Genomic DNA, 16,968 nt, shown 5'->3' with positions numbered 1-16,968 from the left:
GAGAGACAGATATGCAACTAAGAGAATTATCGGTGTTATCCGCAGTAATTTTAATTATCGTCATGCTTGTCGTCCCTTTACCGGGATGGATATTAAGTGTGCTTATTTTAGTGAATATATCACTTGCTTTAATCGTTATTTTAGTTTCAATGAATACGACAGAAGCGTTGGATTTCGCTATATTTCCATCTCTCTTATTGCTTTTGACATTGTTTCGCTTAGGTTTGAACGTATCTACTACAAGGTCAATCTTATCTGAAGGAGAAGCTGGGGTTGTAGTAGAGACATTTGGTAGTTTTGTTATTGGAGATAATGCTTTAGTCGGTTTTGTTATCTTTCTCATTTTAGTTATTATCCAATTCATCGTTATTACAAAAGGATCAGAACGTGTATCCGAAGTTGCTGCTCGTTTTACGTTAGATGCAATGCCAGGTAAGCAGATGAGTATCGATGCAGACTTAAATGCTGGGCTAGTAACTGAACATCAAGCAAAAGCACGAAGAGAAAAGATTGAAAAAGAAGCTGATTTTTATGGTGCGATGGATGGTGCGAGTAAGTTCGTAAAGGGGGATGCTATAGCTGGAATTGTTATCGTTCTAGTAAATATCATTTTCGGATTAATCATTGGTATGGTCCAAATGGATTTATCATTTTCAGAAGCTTCCAATCAATTTCTACGTCTAACAGTTGGGGATGGACTTGTTTCACAAATACCTGCATTATTAATCTCTACTGCTACAGGAATAGTTGTTACGCGAGTGGCTTCCGAGGGGAATTTGGGACAAGATATTACTACTCAATTATTCCGTTATCCTAGTTTATTATACATAGCAGCAGTAACTATTTTTCTGTTAGGACTTACTCCAATTAATATGGGGTTAACAACGGTTATTGCAGGTATTTTGGCTTATGGCGGGTATCGATTATCGAAATCTAGCAATGGAAAAGAGGATCAAACTTTAGAGGAAGAAAATGAAATAGCCTCAACAGACATGAGTTCTCCCGAAAATATTGTGCAAATGTTAAGTATGGACCCAATTGAATTTGAATTTGGTTATGCATTAATTCCTCTTGCCGATACGAATCAAGGAGGGGATTTACTAGATAGGATTGTCATGATAAGAAGACAACTCGCCTTAGAACTAGGCATGGTCATCCCAGTCGTTCGGATTAGGGATAATATCCAGCTAAACCCGAATGAATATTGTTTGAAGATAAAAGGAAACGAAATTGCTAGAGGGGAAATTTATATTGATCACTATTTAGCAATGAGTCCAGGAATTGAAGATGATCAGTTTGATGGGATTGATACGAAAGAACCCGCTTTTGGATTACCAGCAAAATGGATTTCGGAGGACCTTAAGGATGAAGCGGAACTAGCAGGCTATACGGTCGTGGACCCTCCTTCTGTTGTATCCACCCATATTACAGAAATTATTAAGCAACATGCTTTTGAATTGTTAGGCAGACAAGAAACGAAGCAATTAATCGATCACTTAAAAGAAAGTTACCCAATCCTAGTTGAAGAGGTAACTCCAGAACCATTATCGATAGGTGATGTCCAAAAGGTATTAGCAAAATTACTTAGGGAACAAGTTTCCATTAGAAATTTACCGGTTATCTTTGAAACACTTGCTGATTTTGGGAAAATGACAAATGATACTGATTTGTTGACAGAATATGTACGACAATCGTTAGCCTCCCAAATTTCCAAGCAGTATATTGACGAAAAAAACGTTGTGAAAGTAATCACTGCTTCTGGTCAAGTTGAAAAACTAATTGCCGATCATATACAACAAACGGAGCATGGAAGTTATTTATCTATTGATCCAGAAACGCAACAAAGAATTATCCAAGGATTCCATCAGGAAATAGAAAAAATAGCGTTACAAGAAGTGACACCGATAATTCTATGCTCCCCAGCGATAAGAATGTACGTTAAACAGTTAATTGAGCGGTATTTTCCTCAAGTAGTGGTACTTTCTTACAATGAGCTGCATGCAAATGTTGAAGTCCAAAGTGTAGGGGTGGTGAATCTATCATGAAGGTGAAAAAATATAAAGCACCGACAATGCCTGAAGCAATGAATCAAATTCGCAAAGAGCTTGGTAGTGATGCTGTAATATTAAATTCTAAAGTAGTGAAATCAAAAGGCTTATTTGGTTTCTTTCAAAAGAACAATATTGAGGTAATTGCAGCCATTGATCCTCATCTGCCTAAGGAAAGAAAAGAGAAACAGAAAGAGGTTACTGCTTCCCACCCACAAGTAAAAGAAATAAAAATACCAGTACCGGCTGGAACAGATGCTAACCATGAACTTTTAAATGAAATAAAACGACTAAGAAATTCAATTGAAAATCAAAATTACACTGTTTCTAATTCTTATCCGGAAACGATACAAAAGGTGTATGACTATCTGTTAGAACAGGAAGTAAAAGTCCCTTTCGCGAAACAAATTTGTGAAAGGCTGTTAGAAAAGTATTATCGTTTTGAAAAACAAGTTGATACGTTGCTCATAAAAGAATGGTTAAAAGAAGAGTTAGAAAAGGAACTAACTCCTTTCTCATATGGAAAACAAGAAACGATAAAGAAGGTTATCCATTTTGTAGGTCCAACTGGTGTTGGAAAGACAACTACTATTGCGAAAATAGCCGCGGAAGCAATCATGGATGAGAATAAAAAAGTAGCCCTCATCACCATGGATACGTATCGAATTGGGGCAATTGATCAATTAAAAACATACGGAAAAATACTCAACATTCCAATGGAAGTTGCTTATAATTATGAAGATTTTGTCGAAGCGAAGAAAAAATTCAAGGATTTTGACGTAATTTTAGTCGATACGGCAGGACGTAACTATAAACAAATCGAATTTATTAATCAGTTAAGTAAAAATATTGATTTTCAAACAGACGATGAAATGTATTTGGTTTTATCCTCCACGACAAGATATAAAGAATTAAAAGAAATTTTTCATCAGTTTACGAAATTTCCGATCAAACAAATTATTTTGACGAAAATTGATGAAACAACTGAGTTTGGGTCGATAGTGAATTTGGCAAAAGAATGTCAAGTCGGCATCGCTTATATGACAAATGGTCAAAATGTCCCAGATGACTTAATAGAAGGATCAATTGATAAGATAGTTAATCTATTAATTGGCGGATGGAACCATGACTGATCAAGCGCAACGTTTACGTGAGATAATTAACGCAAAGAAAAATATTAAGGAAGCAAAGACAATCGCTGTCTTGAGTGGCAAGGGTGGGGTTGGAAAATCAAATTTCGCTTTGAATTTTGCTCTCGGTTTAAGTAAAAAAGGCAAGCGGGTTTTGCTATTTGATTTAGACTTTGGAATGGGAAACATTGACGTGTTGATGGGGCTTGCTCCGAAAAAAACAATTGTACACATGTTTAAGGAATCGCTTTTTATAGAAGATGTTATAGAAAAAGGTCCCTATTCTTTGTCTTACATTGCTGCTGGATCGGGCCTTTCAGAAATTTTTGAAATGGAAAGTGGACATTTGGAATATTTCCTTAAACAATTGCGATATATTTCGATGCAATATGATTTTATTATTTTCGATATGGGCGCCGGGTTTAATAGTCAGCACATCCATTTTGCATTAGCAGCCCATGAATGCTTTATTGTTACTACAACCGAACCAACTTCCGTAACCGATGCGTATGCCGTTTTAAAACATATTTATTACCAACAAAGTAAAATCCCATTATTTTTACTTGTGAATCGAGCAATGAATAGTAAAGAAGGAAAAGATATTGTAAACAGACTACAAACTGTTGTTCAAAAATTTTTACATCAAGAGTTAAAACCGTTAGGCATTTTACCGGATGATCGTGAAGTTATCCATGCGGTGAAAGAGCAAACTCCTTTTCTTTTAAATAATGAGAAGTCGAATGCTAGCAAAAGTCTTGTACAAATTATCGACAGCTATCTTGATGATAAAGACAAAAATCATGAAGTACCTAATCACTCCTTCGTAACAAAGCTAAAAATGATTTTCACAAGAGAAAGGTAGATTAAGGTGAAACAGATTCGCACAATAGTAATCGACGACTCCGCATTCATGCGAAAAATGCTAACCGAAATTCTAAATAGTGATCCTTCCATTGAAGTGGTAACTACTGCCCGTAACGGTAAAGATGGAATTGAAAAAATAAAGCAATACAAGCCGGATGTCATTACATTAGACATTGAAATGCCATTGTTAGATGGTCTTGAAGCGTTAAAAATTATTATGAAAGAACATCCTTTGCCGGTTGTAATGGTTTCAAGCTTAACTCAACTAGGAGCAGAAACGACAATACAAGCTTTAAATTATGGTGCGGTTGATTTTATATCTAAGCCTTCAGGACCAATATCATTAGATATCGAGAAAGCAAAGGGAGAAATTATTGAAAAAGTAAAAAATGCTGTCAAAGCAAATTTTAAAATGATAGTGGCCCCAGAGCCGTTACCAATAGAGTTGAAAATAGATGTTCCATTAGAAACAAATCCAATCAAGAAAAAAAGAAAAATTATAGGGGTTGGGGTCTCAACAGGAGGACCTAGAGCATTACAAAAGTTTTTAACCGTATTACCAGCTGATTTTCCAGCCCCTATTTTAATAGTTCAGCATATGCCAGAAAAATTCACTAAATCATTAGCGGATCGACTGAATAAACTGTCGAACATAACAGTGAAAGAAGCGGAACACGGTGAGTTCCTAAAAAATGGCACAGCATACATAGCACCGGGCAATTATCATTTGACGGTAAAAAAACTAGGAACTTCCATTACTGCGTTTATCGATCAATCAGATCCTTTGAAGGGGCATCGTCCATCAGTCGACATTCTTTTTGATTCTATATCAGGTCTAGTAAGCTATCAAAAATATGCCATAGTATTAACCGGAATGGGCACAGATGGAGCAGATGGAATAAAAAAGCTTAAAAAGGTGGATCCAAAGACGCAAGTATTAGCTGAAGCCGAAGAGTCATCTATCGTTTTCGGTATGCCTAAAGCGGCAATACATACGAATTTTGTAGATCAAATTGTAAATATAAATGGAATGGGTAACGCGCTTTGTAAAATGATAGAAAAGTAGGGGGGAATAAAGCATGGATATGAATCAATATTTAGAAGTATTTATTGAAGAGAGCAAAGAAAATATTCAGGCTATTAACGATCAACTATTACATTTAGAAAAAGATCCATCTGATTTAAAAATAGTAGATGAAATCTTTCGTGCTGCTCATACGCTAAAAGGGATGTCGGCAACAATGGGGTACAGTGATTTGGCTGACTTAACTCATCGACTAGAGAATGTGTTAGATGCAGTACGAAATGGAAAAATTTTAGTTGATTCTAACATGTTAGACGTTGTTTTTGCTTCGGTAGAAGACTTAGAAGCAATTACATTAGATATCGCTAATGGTGGTGCTGGTAAAAGGGATGTACAACAAGTTGTACGACAGCTGGAGCGAATTGAAAACGGAGAAAAAATGGAAGGTACAAATGATAAAAACGATCAGAAACATGATCAAGTAGTAAGTGATGTTAGCAATCATTCCATTTTTAAAGAATTAGACGAATTTGAAATTACAGTATTAAAGGAATCCATTGAACAAGGATTCGAAACCTTTCAATTACATATTAAGCTACGAGAAGACTGTTTATTAAAAGCTGCAAGAGTATATATGGTATTTGAAGTACTTGAACAAGTTGGCGAGGTAATGAAGTCACAGCCTTCAGTGGAAGATTTAGAGTCAGAAAATTTCAGTAATGATTTTTACGTTCTAGTCGTTACGAAAGAAAGTTCTGAAGATGTCAAAAAGAGAATCTTAAAAGTATCTGAAATAGAAAATATGGAAATAGAGCCATTTTCCGTACAATCTTATGTCAATAGACAATGGGAAGAACAAGAGGCAGCAAAAGCTGAAGTGGCAGCGACTGTAGAAAAAAGTGACGAACAACAAATAGATAAAAAACAAGCCACTCCTTCCCAAAAGGCAGTTAATAAAACAATAAGAGTCAATATAGAACGACTAGATATTTTAATGAACTTGTTTGAAGAATTAGTCATTGATAAAGGGCGACTTGAGCAAATATCACAAGAATCAAATAATAACGAATTAAAAGAAACAGTTGAAAGAATGTCTAGGGTTTCAGGGAATCTGCAAAATATTATCTTGACGATGAGAATGGTACCAATTGACCAAGTATTTAATCGATTTCCACGAATGGTACGTCAGCTAACAAGAGACTTAGGGAAACAAGTTGATTTAAAAATTGAAGGTGCCGATACTGAACTGGATCGAACAGTTATTGATGAAATTGGTGATCCACTTGTCCATTTAATTAGAAATGCCTTAGATCACGGCATTGAAACACCTGAAGAACGTAAAAGAAAAGGAAAATCAGAAGAAGGTTCACTTACCTTGAAGGCATACCATAGCGGTAACCACGTTTTCGTTGAAATAGAAGACGATGGCAATGGTATTAACAAGGAAAAGGTTATGAATAAGGCTATTACAAATGGTGTCCTAACAAAAGAACAAGCGCAAAACTTGGAAGACAGTCAAATATATGAGCTTATTATGACAAGTGGCTTCTCTACAGCAGATAAAATATCGGATGTTTCTGGCCGGGGAGTCGGTCTTGATGTCGTAAAAAATAAAATTGAGTCCTTAGGCGGAAGTATAACAATTGAATCGACTGAAGGAAAAGGCTCTATGTTCTCGATTCAATTGCCGCTAACATTATCTATTATTTCTGTCATGCTAGTAGAGATTGAAGAAGACATTTATGCTATTCCCCTTTCTTCTATAATAGAAACAGCTATTGTGAAAAAATCAGATATTATGCATGCACATAATAAAGAAGTCATCGATTTTAGAGGAAAAGTAGTACCACTAGTTCACTTAAAGAAAATTTTCGAAATTTCTTCTGTTCAAACAGAAGAAGAATTATACTCCATTGTCATTGTCAGAAAAGGAAATAAGATGGCTGGGTTAGTAGTAGATTCCTTTATTGGTCAACAAGAAATTGTTTTAAAATCTTTAGGAAACTATTTAACAAACGTATTCGCTATTTCTGGAGCTTCTATTTTAGGTAACGGAAAGGTTGCTTTAATTATTGATAGCAATGCCCTAATTAAATAAAGGATTGGGAGGAATTTATATGAAAACCGAAACACAAGATTTAAAAGTTATCGTATTTCAATTGAGAAATGAAGAGTATGGTGTCCCTGTAGAATATGTAGGCTCAATAGAAAGACTACAAGCTATTACGAGAGTCCCCGGTACTGCGAAATTTGTTAAAGGTGTTATTAATTTAAGAGGTGTAGTAACGCCTATTATTGACCTAAGAGAACGCTTTGGACTAGAGGAAGCGGATTATAATGAGAGTACAAGAATTATTATCGTTACGATTAATGACAAGGAAGTTGGCATTGTGGTAGACGGTGCAAATGATGTCATTGATGTTCCTCAAGATGCGATTGAGCCACCTCCAGAAGTGATTGGATCCGTTGATGTGGATTATATTCGCGGTGTAGCGAAACTAGATAAACGACTACTCATTTTATTAAATATCGATAAAGTCTTAACAAAAGAGGAATTAAAAGAAATCAACAAAGTAGAAAGGTCTTAAACAAACGATGACTTACCCATACGAATTAACTCCATTACATTTAGATTTATTGAAGGAAATAGGAAATATTGGAGCTGGTAATGCAGCTACATCCTTGTCGAAATTATTAAATCGAAAAATAAATATGAAGGTGCCTGATGTAAAAATCATTTCTTTTGATGAAATGATGGAGGTTGTCGGTGGGCCGGAGCAAGTCATTGCCTCCGTGTTTGTCCGTATTCAAGGGGATGCAACAGGAAGTATATTTTTTGTTTTATCGCCAGAAGAAGCATCAAAGTTTGTGGGAGAGATGATTGGGGATGAATCCTTTCAGTTCGGTGAACCCCCTTTCTCTGAGTTAGGTTTATCCGCTTATACGGAATTAGGTAATATTCTGTCAGGCTCTTATTTAAGTGCTCTATCTGATTTTACCCAATTGAATCTTCAACCTTCTGTGCCTTCTATTTCTGTGGATATGGTAGGGGCTATTTTAACATTTGGTTTAATAGAGCTTTCTCAAGTGGCTGATCACGCTATTTTAATAGATACTATTTTACAAGATGAAAAATACCATTTAGAAAAAGTTCGAGGTCATTTTTTCCTATTGCCAGACCCTGACTCTTTTCAGACTTTTTTTCAGTCGCTAGGAGTTTCAAGCAATGAATAGCTCTATTACTGTTGTGAAAGTTGGAATTGCGGATTTAGGAATTGTACAGGCACCAAACTTAATCCGAACGTCTGGATTAGGTTCTTGTGTTGGGGTTATTATTTATGATTTACCAAATAAAATTGCTGCTTTAGTTCACGTTATGCTACCCGATTCCGCTTTATTTAAGGGTGACAAGTTAAACAAAGCAAAGTATGCAGATACAGCTATACAAGAAACAGTTCGGCTTCTTCTTGATTACGGGGCAAAAAAGTTTCATTTCAAAGCAAAAATAGCTGGTGGATCACAGATGTTTACTTTTTCCAGTGGAAGTGACATGATGCGGATTGGTCCTCGCAATGTGGAAGAAGTGAAAAAGCAGCTTTCGAAATTACGGATCCCGATAATAAGTGAAGATGTTGGTGGATCAAATGGACGAACGATTGAGTTTGATCCTAATACGGGCAAGTTAAATATACGTACGGTGAACCAAGGAATAAAGGAAATTTAATTCAGTAAGGAGGTTTCAGGATGCAACAGTCTACTTCTCCCATTCAAAACGTATGGAAAAAATGGCAAAAAGATAAAGATCAAGATGCGGGGAACGAGCTGGTCGTCCAGTACATGCCTCTAGTAGATTACCACGTAAATAGAATTTCTGCGCATCTACCAAAAAACGTAAGTAAGCAAGAAATAAAGAGCTTAGGTTTTATCGGATTGGTAGATGCATTAGAAAAATTTGATAGTAAAAGAGACTTGAAATTTGATACATATGCATCCTTTCGTATTCGTGGGGCCATTATTGATGGTTTAAGAAAAGAAGACTGGTTACCTAGAACAGTTCGGGACCGTGCAAAGCAAATAGAAGTTATTGCCGAAAAACTTGAGCAAGAATTAAAAAGAGAACCAACTTCTAGTGAGATAGCGGAAGAACTAGGACTTACCAATAAGGAAGTGGAAGAAACGATAAAGGATTCCTTATTTGCTACTCCGCTTTCTATTGAAGAGAAAATAAACGATGATGATGATAGAAAAGACGGAATTGGTTATATCCTCCCTGATGAAAAAGCACGGACGCCTGAGCACCAACTACTTCAAAAGGAAAAAATGGAAGATTTAGCAGAAGCGATCAAACAATTAAATGATAAAGAACAACTTGTCATCAGTCTCTTTTATCAAGAAGAATTAACGTTAACAGAAATAGGAGAAGTAATGGAGTTGTCTACTTCGAGAATTTCTCAAATTCATAGTCGCGCAGTTTTTAAATTAAAAAAAGTTCTCTCTAGTCTTTAAAACACCTATCATATTAGGAGGGAATCGGATGACAGAAAAAAAATCTCTTTTAAGTTTAATCGAAATCAAAGTATCTCCTGATAAGACACAAGCTATTTTAGAAATGAAAGATTTTGATGAAAATAGTGAATATGAATTTGATTTATCAATAGAGAAAATTGTTCAATATTTAAAACAAAAAGGAATTAAATACGGAATCATTAAAGAGAATATCGAACAAGTACTTTCTGCACAAGACGATAGCACCTTTCCTATAATTGTTGCACAAGGAAAGAAACCTGAAAATGGGAAAGACGGGGAATTGAAATTTCTAGTCAATCTTCGTTCTGATCTTACTATGGAGGAAAGGGAGAAATTAAACTTTAGAGAAATCATGAAAATCCCTTCTGTTACAACTGGCGATAAACTTGTTACTATTATCCCTCCAACTGAAGGTTCGCCAGGAATTAATATTTTAGGAAATCCGATCCCTGCTAAAAAAGGGAAAAAGAAAAACTTCAGAGCAGGACAAAATACTACTATCAATAATGATGGAACGATATCCGCTACTAGCGCTGGGCAAGTTTGTCTTTTAGAAACGCAAATTTCAGTCTTACCAACCTATGAAGTGAACGATGGATTAAGTATGAAAACGGGTAATATTGATTTCGTCGGTTCCGTCGTCATACGTGGTGATGTGCCAACCGGTTTTTCTATTAAAGCCAAAGGAGATGTACGTGTTTATGGCCTAGTAGAAGGTGCACATATTGAGGCTGGAGGCACTATTTTTATTCAAGAAGGTATATCTGGAATGAATAAAAGTAAAATAAAAGCTGGTTTAGATGTGCGTGCTGGCTATATCAATCAAGGAATGGTTGAGGCCGGTCGTGATTTGCTAGTAGAGGAATCTATTTTTCATAGTGAATGTATCGCAAGAGAAAACATCTATTGTCAAAAGGGGAACATTATTGGAGGTAGTCTCTCCGCAGGTAAGGTTATTCAGGCAAAAGATATTGGTAATCGACTAAATACGAGTACGTTTGTTTACTTAGGTGAAAATAAAAAAGTTATACTAAAAAAAGCAGAGCTGAAGCAACAACTGCAGGAGTTAAATGAGAACATCCAAAAGTTAAAACTCCTTGGTGATAAATTACAACACATAGAAGAGGCGAAAGGCAGCCTTACTTCCAAAGAAAGAATCATGTTATTAAAGCAGAAACATTCCCTTCAATCAACAATCACTTCCTATAATGAAATTAAAGAAGAACATGATGAATACGTAGAAAAAATGGCTGACATGTCTCAAACAAAATTGGCTGTTCATGGTATACTATATCCAAATGTAGAAGTAGTTTTTGGAAAATACCAGCGAAAGTTTTTAAACGAACATAAAGAAATACAAGTGGTCTTTAAAGATCAAGATATTACTGTTTCCGTGCTAGAATAAGGAAAAGGAAGTGGTTTCATGAGTTGGAAGGCTGTTGAACTACAAGTAGCATTACCACGAGTTCAAGACGCTGGACAAATTCAAGATCAACTACAACAAAGAGGTCAACATGTTCAATCTCACCTTAGTCAAGCACAATTGCAAGCACAAAAGCGTAAGCGTCATCAAGTAAATGAAATGAACCGTAAAGAACACGATAAAATATTGAATGATGGTACAGGTGAATCTACAGAATTATTATTGTCATCTCCTCGAAAAGGAAAGCAGTTAAAACAAAGCTCGCATCCTTATTTAGGTAAAATTATTGATTATAGCGGATAGAAGGGTTGTTATGACTAGTTTTTTATTAACATTTAGTTTAATATTACATGGCTTTACGATTATGGGATTCCTCTATTTATATAGAAGGTTTTCCGTACAACAAGATACGGAGTTTTTAGAAAAGAACATGCGAGAGGTTGAAGATGTATTTCAATCTTATTTGTTGGAATTAAAAGATGAAAACGAAAAGTTACTGAATATCTTAGCTGAAAATGGTAAAAATGGGATAGAGCAAGAGGAAATGGAACAAAAAACAAAGCCCATTCTTAATGAAGAAAGAACAGAACCTAATCAAGCTAGTTTGCGTAAGGTAAAAGATAGTGTGGTAAATAGCTATAATCCAGCAGAAATAACGGTGACGGACAAAGTGGAGGAAATGACAGAAGAATCTAATGTAATGCTTTTACATAAGCAAGGTCTAACGATAGAAGAAATTGCAAAACAATTAAATAAAGGTAAGACAGAAATAGAATTGTTAATAAAGTTCCATTCAAGTACATAATTTTGCTTGATTGAAGCTATCCCATATGATATATTTACTTTTGGTGTCATTACACACGTTTGTCGATTTTACAGGAGGTGCTTATTTTAGATAAGTCCCTGTAGAAAGATGAGATAAGCGGAGGAATAAAAACCATTTTATTAGGAGGAAGAAAGAATGTCAGTAATTTCTATGAAACAACTTTTAGAGGCTGGTGTACATTTCGGTCACCAAACTCGCCGTTGGAACCCAAAAATGAAGAAGTATATCTTCACGGAGCGTAACGGTATTTACATTATCGACCTTCAAAAAACAGTTAAGAAGGTAGAAGAAGCTTACGAATATATTAGAAGTGTAGCTGCTGATGGTGGTACAATTCTTTTCGTAGGTACGAAAAAACAAGCACAAGATACAGTGAAAGAAGAAGCTATTCGTTCTGGAATGTATTATGTGAACCAACGTTGGTTAGGTGGTACATTAACAAACTTCGGAACTATCCGCAAACGTATCCAACGTTTACTAGATATCGAGCGTATGGAAGAGGATGGAACGTTTAAAGTTCTTCCTAAAAAAGAAGTTGTTATGATCAATAAAGAAAGAGAACGTTTAGAAAAATTCCTAGGCGGTATCAAAGAAATGGAAAAAATTCCAAGTGCACTCTTTGTTATCGATCCTCGTAAAGAGCGTATTGCAATTGCAGAAGCACATAAATTGAACATTCCAATCGTGGCAATGGTTGATACTAACTGTGACCCGGATGAAGTTGATTATGTAATCCCTGCAAACGACGATGCAATTAGAGCCGTTAAACTTCTAACAGCGAAAATGGCTGATGCAATCCTTGAAGTAAAACAAGGTGAAATCAACGAAGTAGTTGAAGAAGCAGAGGCAGCGCAAGAGTAAGAAAGGTTTTTTAAGGTGATAAGAGGGAAAAGCCTTTTATCACCTTTTTTACAAAATAAACGGTTTATCTTGTTAGATTGAGTTTAGTCTAATTGTGTACATTAAAAAGGTAATGTTAAGGAGGAAATACAATGGCTATAACAGCACAAATGGTAAAAGAACTTCGTGAGAAAACTGGTGCAGGTATGATGGACTGCAAAAAGGCACTTCAAGAAACGGACGGGGATATGGACAAAGCAGTTGATTACCTACGTGAAAAAGGTATTGCTAAAGCTGCTAAGAAAGCAGACCGTATTGCTGCTGAAGGATTAACACATATTACAGTTGATGGAAACACTGCTGTTCTATTTGAAGTTAACTCTGAAACAGATTTCGTTGCGAAAAACGAGCAGTTCAAAAACCTATTAACAGAAATTGGTAATCACCTTGTGAAACAAAAGCCAGGTAATGTAGAAGAAGCTCTTCAACAAAAATTGCATGGCGAAGGTGACACTTTGGATTCATTCATTACGAATGCTATCGCAAAAATTGGTGAAAAACTTTCTCTACGTCGTTTTGTTGTAGCTGAAAAAGGTGACAATGATGCGTTTGGTGCATACCTACATATGGGTGGACGCATCGGTGTATTATCTGTTCTTGAGAATACTACTGATGAAGATCTAGCTAAAGATATTTCTATGCACGTTGCTGCTGTAAATCCTAAATATGTTTCTCGTGACGCTGTTTCTGCAGAAGAGGTAGAGCATGAGCGCAATGTATTGAAGCAACAAGCATTAAACGAAGGAAAGCCTGAAAACATTGTTGAAAAAATGGTAGAAGGTCGTCTTGGCAAATACTTTGAAGATATTTGCTTATTAGAGCAAAGTTTTGTTAAAGATCCAGATCAAAAAGTGAAGAAGTATGTAGAAGGTAAAGGTGCTACTGTTAAAACTTTTGTTCGTTATGAAGTTGGCGAAGGTATGGAAAAACGTTCTGAAAACTTTGCTGATGAAGTAATGAGCCAAGTTAAAAAATAATGATTTCTAGTTGAAAATAGGGGACACTGTGTGTTCCCTATTTTCGAAATGCTTTATAAAAGAAATTTACTCTGATTTTTTCTTACTATATACATATAGAAATATGGAGGTTACTATGACAACAGCCCGTTATCAACGAATTGTGTTAAAATTAAGTGGTGAAGCGTTAAGTGGTAGTGCTGGATTTGGCATTGAACCCGTAGTAATTAAATCCATCGCCCAACAAATTAAAGATGTTTCGGAGTTAGGCGTTGAAGTAGCTGTCGTTGTAGGTGGAGGAAATATTTGGCGTGGTAAAGTAGGTAGCGAAATGGGTATGGATAGAGCAAATGCAGACTACATGGGGATGCTTGCTACAGTAATGAACTCATTAGCACTACAGGACAGCTTAGAAAACCTCGGGATACCAACTCGTGTTCAAACATCTATTGAAATGCGACAAGTTGCGGAACCATACATTCGAAGAAGAGCAATGAGACACCTAGAGAAAAAACGAGTCGTTATATTCGCGGCAGGTACAGGCAACCCTTATTTCTCTACAGATACAACAGCTGCACTAAGAGCAGCAGAAATTGAAGCCGAAGTAATTTTAATGGCTAAAAACAATGTAGATGGTGTTTATAATGCAGATCCGCTAAAATTTGAGGATGCTAAGAAGTATGAAGAGTTATCATATATGGATGTATTAAACGAAGGCTTAGGAGTCATGGATTCAACTGCCTCATCTTTATGTATGGATAATGATATACCTTTAATTGTTTTCTCTATATTAGAAGAGGGTAATATTAAAAAGGTTGTACAAGGTGAACAAATTGGAACGATAGTGAGGGGGAAATAATAATGAGTAATGCTACTATTAAAGATACTCGTGACAAAATGGAAAAAGCTACACAAGCATATTCAAAGCAACTTGCGTCCGTTAGAGCAGGTCGTGCAAATCCAGCAATTTTAGATGGTGTAATGGTAGAATATTATGGTGCTCACACACCATTAAAACAGCTCGCGAACATTTCCGCACCAGAAGCTAGATTACTTTTAGTTACACCATTTGATAAAACGGCAATTGCTGATATGGAAAGAGCTATTTTAAAAGCTGATTTAGGACTGTCTCCATCAAATGATGGGAACGTTATCCGTATTAGCATTCCTCCATTAACGGAAGAACGTCGTAAAGAGTTAGTGAAAGTTGTGCGTAAATACTCCGAAGAAGCAAAAGTGCAAGTTCGTAATATTCGACGTGATAGTAATGATGGGCTTAAAAAGCTTGAAAAAGATGGAGAATTAACAGAAGATGAACTACGTGGATTCCAAGACGACGTTCAAAAAGAAACAGATAACTACATTAAAAAGATTGATGATTTAACGAAAACAAAAGAAGAAGAGATTATGGAAGTATAACTAGTCGAATCATTCCCTCTGAAAAGAGGGATTTTTATCTATCAGTAAAAACATCAAAAAGTGAAGTAAGATAATCACTTATAAACGATGGATAAAAATTAACCAATAACAATGTACGCATAGTGCTTCCATGTTTTTCAAACAATTATCATAGGCTTTCGCTTTTCATTTTGCGAAAGCCTTCTTCACTTCTTAACATGTAGGAGCATTTTTATGGTAAAATGTTACTTACTTTACTATATCGAAAAGATGGAAAGATCCTGACTGGAGGATTTGGTTTATGGCATTTCGAATACCATTTCTTAAAAGAAAACTGAAGACTGAGATTAATACAGAACTATCATTAGAAAACCTACCAAAACATGTTGCTATTATTATGGATGGTAATGGAAGATGGGCGAAGCAGAGAGGTTTACCACGAGCTGCGGGTCATAAAGAAGGTATGACAACAATAAAAAAAATAGTTAGTAAGGCTGTAGAACTAAACTTAGAGGCACTTACTTTGTATGCTTTTTCAACTGAAAATTGGAAAAGACCAAAAACGGAAGTCGAATATATTATGAAGCTTCCTAGCCAGTTTTTAGATACATATTTGCAAGAATTAGTTGATAATAATGTACAGGTGCGAACTATAGGTGATTTTTCTAAATTACCCGAACATACACAAAAAGCAGTCCAGACTTCTATTGATCGTACTGCTTCGAATACAGGGCTAATTTTGAATTTTGCATTAAATTACGGAAGTCGTGCAGAGATGTTGGACGCTTTAAAAGGTATTGCGCATGATGTGGAAGCAAAAAGAATAGCCATAGATGATATTAATGAAGAATTAATAAATCAGAAACTGTATACACACTTCTTAAACGACCCAGACTTATTAATAAGAACGAGTGGAGAAGTTCGTCTTAGTAATTTCCTACTATGGCAAGTAGCTTATTCAGAATTTTATTTTACAGATGTATATTGGCCAGATTTTGACGAGAATGAATTTGTGAAAGCCCTAATTGTGTACCAGAGCAGGAAACGCAGATACGGAGGAATTTAAGGTGTTGAAGAAGCGATGAAAGAACGAATAATTACAGCAATTATTGGATTAATTATTTTTATACCTATTATTATTTACGGGGATTGGTTATTTCAGTTGGCGGTATTTTTATTAGCGTCTGCTTCTTTATTGGAGTTATTACGCATGAAGAAAATACGAGTGTTTTCATGGGCGTCCCTTATTTCTCTATTCATATTATGGACTCTTCTCTATGATAAATCCGTAATAAGGTTTTCGGACAGTTATATGCTCACAAAAACAGAAATCATTATTATCGGAGTACTTATATTATTAGCTTATACAGTATTAGTCAAAAATCGTTTTACTTATGATGAAGTAGGTTTTATTGTCGTTTCTGTCATATATGTTGGGATAGGGTTTTACTTTTTAATTCAAACCCGTGAGGCAGGATTAGTATATATAGCCTACGTGTTTTTAGTGATTTGGGCTACAGATACAGGAGCTTATTTTGTCGGACGAGCAATAGGCAAAAAGAAGTTATGGCCCATAATTAGTCCGAAGAAAACGATAGAAGGTTTTTATGGTGGCATAGTTTTAGCTGTTATTGTAGCTGCCATTTTACAGTTTCTTTATCCTTTCCACGAATCGATGCTTATTGTCATTCTTGTTACTATGATACTTTCCATTGTAGGACAAATAGGAGACTTAGTGGAGTCAGCTATTAAGCGTTTTTATGACGTAAAGGACTCTGGAAGCGTTTTACCAGGACATGGTGGAATTTTAGACCGCTTTGATAGCCTGATTTTTATGATGCCAGTGTTACACCTTATCCACTTTATTTAAAA

18 protein-coding genes are annotated in these 16,968 nt (G+C 35.7%); all 18 read left to right on the top strand.

Annotated features, from left to right (window positions below):
* Positions 1–11 precede the first annotated feature (11 nt).
* The 18 genes from flhA to HNQ94_RS06525 all read left to right on the top strand — a co-directional run bounded on the left by flhA (position 12) and on the right by HNQ94_RS06525 (position 16,966).
* Complete coding sequence (gene flhA, locus HNQ94_RS06610; protein ID WP_174495447.1) at positions 12–2,045, top strand: flagellar biosynthesis protein FlhA; 2,034 nt, start codon at positions 12–14, stop codon at positions 2,043–2,045.
* Positions 2,042–3,181 carry a flagellar biosynthesis GTPase FlhF gene (gene flhF, locus HNQ94_RS06605; protein ID WP_174495446.1) on the top strand — a complete coding sequence of 380 codons (1,140 nt, stop codon included), beginning with the start codon at positions 2,042–2,044 and terminating at the stop codon, positions 3,179–3,181. The genes flhA and flhF overlap by 4 nt, the downstream gene beginning before the upstream one ends.
* On the top strand, positions 3,174–4,040 hold the full coding sequence (locus tag HNQ94_RS06600; RefSeq protein WP_174495445.1) for a MinD/ParA family protein: 867 nt from the start codon (positions 3,174–3,176) through the stop codon (positions 4,038–4,040). Before flhF ends, HNQ94_RS06600 begins: the two co-directional genes overlap by 8 nt.
* Before the next feature lie 6 nt (positions 4,041–4,046).
* Positions 4,047–5,108 carry a protein-glutamate methylesterase/protein-glutamine glutaminase gene (locus HNQ94_RS06595; RefSeq protein WP_174495444.1) on the top strand — a complete coding sequence of 354 codons (1,062 nt, stop codon included), beginning with the start codon at positions 4,047–4,049 and terminating at the stop codon, positions 5,106–5,108.
* 13 nt (positions 5,109–5,121) lie between these two features.
* Positions 5,122–7,164 (top strand): chemotaxis protein CheA, encoded by a 2,043-nt coding sequence (locus HNQ94_RS06590; protein WP_174495443.1) that lies wholly within the window; start codon positions 5,122–5,124, stop codon positions 7,162–7,164.
* Positions 7,165–7,183: 19 nt separating this feature from the next.
* Positions 7,184–7,654 (top strand): chemotaxis protein CheW, encoded by a 471-nt coding sequence (locus HNQ94_RS06585; RefSeq protein ID WP_174495442.1) that lies wholly within the window; start codon positions 7,184–7,186, stop codon positions 7,652–7,654.
* Positions 7,655–7,661: 7 nt separating this feature from the next.
* On the top strand, positions 7,662–8,300 hold the full coding sequence (locus tag HNQ94_RS06580; protein ID WP_174495441.1) for a chemotaxis protein CheC: 639 nt from the start codon (positions 7,662–7,664) through the stop codon (positions 8,298–8,300).
* Positions 8,293–8,790, top strand: coding sequence for a chemotaxis protein CheD (locus HNQ94_RS06575; protein WP_174495440.1), 498 nt, complete (start codon positions 8,293–8,295; stop codon positions 8,788–8,790). The genes HNQ94_RS06580 and HNQ94_RS06575 overlap by 8 nt, the downstream gene beginning before the upstream one ends.
* Before the next feature lie 20 nt (positions 8,791–8,810).
* Entirely contained in the window at positions 8,811–9,572 is a 762-nt protein-coding gene (locus HNQ94_RS06570; RefSeq protein WP_174495439.1) for a FliA/WhiG family RNA polymerase sigma factor, read from the top strand.
* A gap of 28 nt (positions 9,573–9,600) precedes the next feature.
* Positions 9,601–10,998, top strand: coding sequence for a flagellar assembly protein A (locus HNQ94_RS06565; RefSeq protein WP_174495438.1), 1,398 nt, complete (start codon positions 9,601–9,603; stop codon positions 10,996–10,998).
* An 18-nt stretch (positions 10,999–11,016) separates the two neighbouring features.
* Positions 11,017–11,319, top strand: coding sequence for a hypothetical protein (locus HNQ94_RS06560; RefSeq protein WP_174495437.1), 303 nt, complete (start codon positions 11,017–11,019; stop codon positions 11,317–11,319).
* A gap of 10 nt (positions 11,320–11,329) precedes the next feature.
* The gene (locus HNQ94_RS06555; protein ID WP_174495436.1) at positions 11,330–11,821 is read left to right on the top strand and encodes a DUF6115 domain-containing protein; all 492 of its coding nucleotides are present in this window, start codon (positions 11,330–11,332) and stop codon (positions 11,819–11,821) included.
* Positions 11,822–11,977: 156 nt separating this feature from the next.
* Positions 11,978–12,703: a 30S ribosomal protein S2 gene (gene rpsB / locus HNQ94_RS06550; RefSeq protein ID WP_174495435.1), complete on the top strand. Its 726-nt coding sequence runs from the start codon at positions 11,978–11,980 to the stop codon at positions 12,701–12,703.
* 131 nt (positions 12,704–12,834) lie between these two features.
* Positions 12,835–13,719, top strand: a complete 885-nt coding sequence (tsf, locus tag HNQ94_RS06545; protein ID WP_174495434.1) for a translation elongation factor Ts — start codon at positions 12,835–12,837, stop codon at positions 13,717–13,719.
* Positions 13,720–13,834: 115 nt separating this feature from the next.
* The gene (gene pyrH, locus HNQ94_RS06540; protein ID WP_174495433.1) at positions 13,835–14,557 is read left to right on the top strand and encodes a UMP kinase; all 723 of its coding nucleotides are present in this window, start codon (positions 13,835–13,837) and stop codon (positions 14,555–14,557) included.
* Positions 14,558–14,559: 2 nt separating this feature from the next.
* Complete coding sequence (gene frr / locus HNQ94_RS06535) at positions 14,560–15,117, top strand: ribosome recycling factor (protein WP_174495432.1); 558 nt, start codon at positions 14,560–14,562, stop codon at positions 15,115–15,117.
* Between the two features lie 280 nt (positions 15,118–15,397).
* Positions 15,398–16,162, top strand: a complete 765-nt coding sequence (gene uppS / locus HNQ94_RS06530) for an undecaprenyl pyrophosphate synthase (RefSeq protein ID WP_174495431.1) — start codon at positions 15,398–15,400, stop codon at positions 16,160–16,162.
* A gap of 15 nt (positions 16,163–16,177) precedes the next feature.
* Positions 16,178–16,966, top strand: a complete 789-nt coding sequence (locus HNQ94_RS06525; protein ID WP_174495430.1) for a phosphatidate cytidylyltransferase — start codon at positions 16,178–16,180, stop codon at positions 16,964–16,966.
* The last annotated feature ends 2 nt before the right edge of the window (positions 16,967–16,968 follow it).

Origin of the sequence: Salirhabdus euzebyi (assembly GCF_014207435.1) — a bacterium.
Classification (GTDB): Bacteria; Bacillota; Bacilli; order Bacillales; family Alkalibacillaceae; genus Salirhabdus; species Salirhabdus euzebyi.
Note: the sequence above shows the minus strand (reverse complement) of the source record. Positions and strands in the feature narration are given on the sequence as shown.

Bases quoted from the DNA above. Each gene is read 5' to 3' on its own strand.
- flhA (WP_174495447.1), top strand. From the start codon at position 12: ATGCAACTAAGAGAATTATCGGTGTTATCCGCAGTAATTTTAATTATC.
- flhF (WP_174495446.1), top strand. From the start codon at position 2,042: ATGAAGGTGAAAAAATATAAAGCACCGACAATGCCTGAAGCAATGAAT.
- HNQ94_RS06600 (WP_174495445.1), top strand. From the start codon at position 3,174: ATGACTGATCAAGCGCAACGTTTACGTGAGATAATTAACGCAAAGAAA.
- HNQ94_RS06590 (WP_174495443.1), top strand. From the start codon at position 5,122: ATGGATATGAATCAATATTTAGAAGTATTTATTGAAGAGAGCAAAGAA.
- HNQ94_RS06585 (WP_174495442.1), top strand. From the start codon at position 7,184: ATGAAAACCGAAACACAAGATTTAAAAGTTATCGTATTTCAATTGAGA.
- HNQ94_RS06580 (WP_174495441.1), top strand. From the start codon at position 7,662: ATGACTTACCCATACGAATTAACTCCATTACATTTAGATTTATTGAAG.
- HNQ94_RS06575 (WP_174495440.1), top strand. From the start codon at position 8,293: ATGAATAGCTCTATTACTGTTGTGAAAGTTGGAATTGCGGATTTAGGA.
- HNQ94_RS06570 (WP_174495439.1), top strand. From the start codon at position 8,811: ATGCAACAGTCTACTTCTCCCATTCAAAACGTATGGAAAAAATGGCAA.
- HNQ94_RS06565 (WP_174495438.1), top strand. From the start codon at position 9,601: ATGACAGAAAAAAAATCTCTTTTAAGTTTAATCGAAATCAAAGTATCT.
- HNQ94_RS06560 (WP_174495437.1), top strand. From the start codon at position 11,017: ATGAGTTGGAAGGCTGTTGAACTACAAGTAGCATTACCACGAGTTCAA.
- HNQ94_RS06555 (WP_174495436.1), top strand. From the start codon at position 11,330: ATGACTAGTTTTTTATTAACATTTAGTTTAATATTACATGGCTTTACG.
- rpsB (WP_174495435.1), top strand. From the start codon at position 11,978: ATGTCAGTAATTTCTATGAAACAACTTTTAGAGGCTGGTGTACATTTC.
- tsf (WP_174495434.1), top strand. From the start codon at position 12,835: ATGGCTATAACAGCACAAATGGTAAAAGAACTTCGTGAGAAAACTGGT.
- pyrH (WP_174495433.1), top strand. From the start codon at position 13,835: ATGACAACAGCCCGTTATCAACGAATTGTGTTAAAATTAAGTGGTGAA.
- frr (WP_174495432.1), top strand. From the start codon at position 14,560: ATGAGTAATGCTACTATTAAAGATACTCGTGACAAAATGGAAAAAGCT.
- uppS (WP_174495431.1), top strand. From the start codon at position 15,398: ATGGCATTTCGAATACCATTTCTTAAAAGAAAACTGAAGACTGAGATT.
- HNQ94_RS06525 (WP_174495430.1), top strand. From the start codon at position 16,178: ATGAAAGAACGAATAATTACAGCAATTATTGGATTAATTATTTTTATA.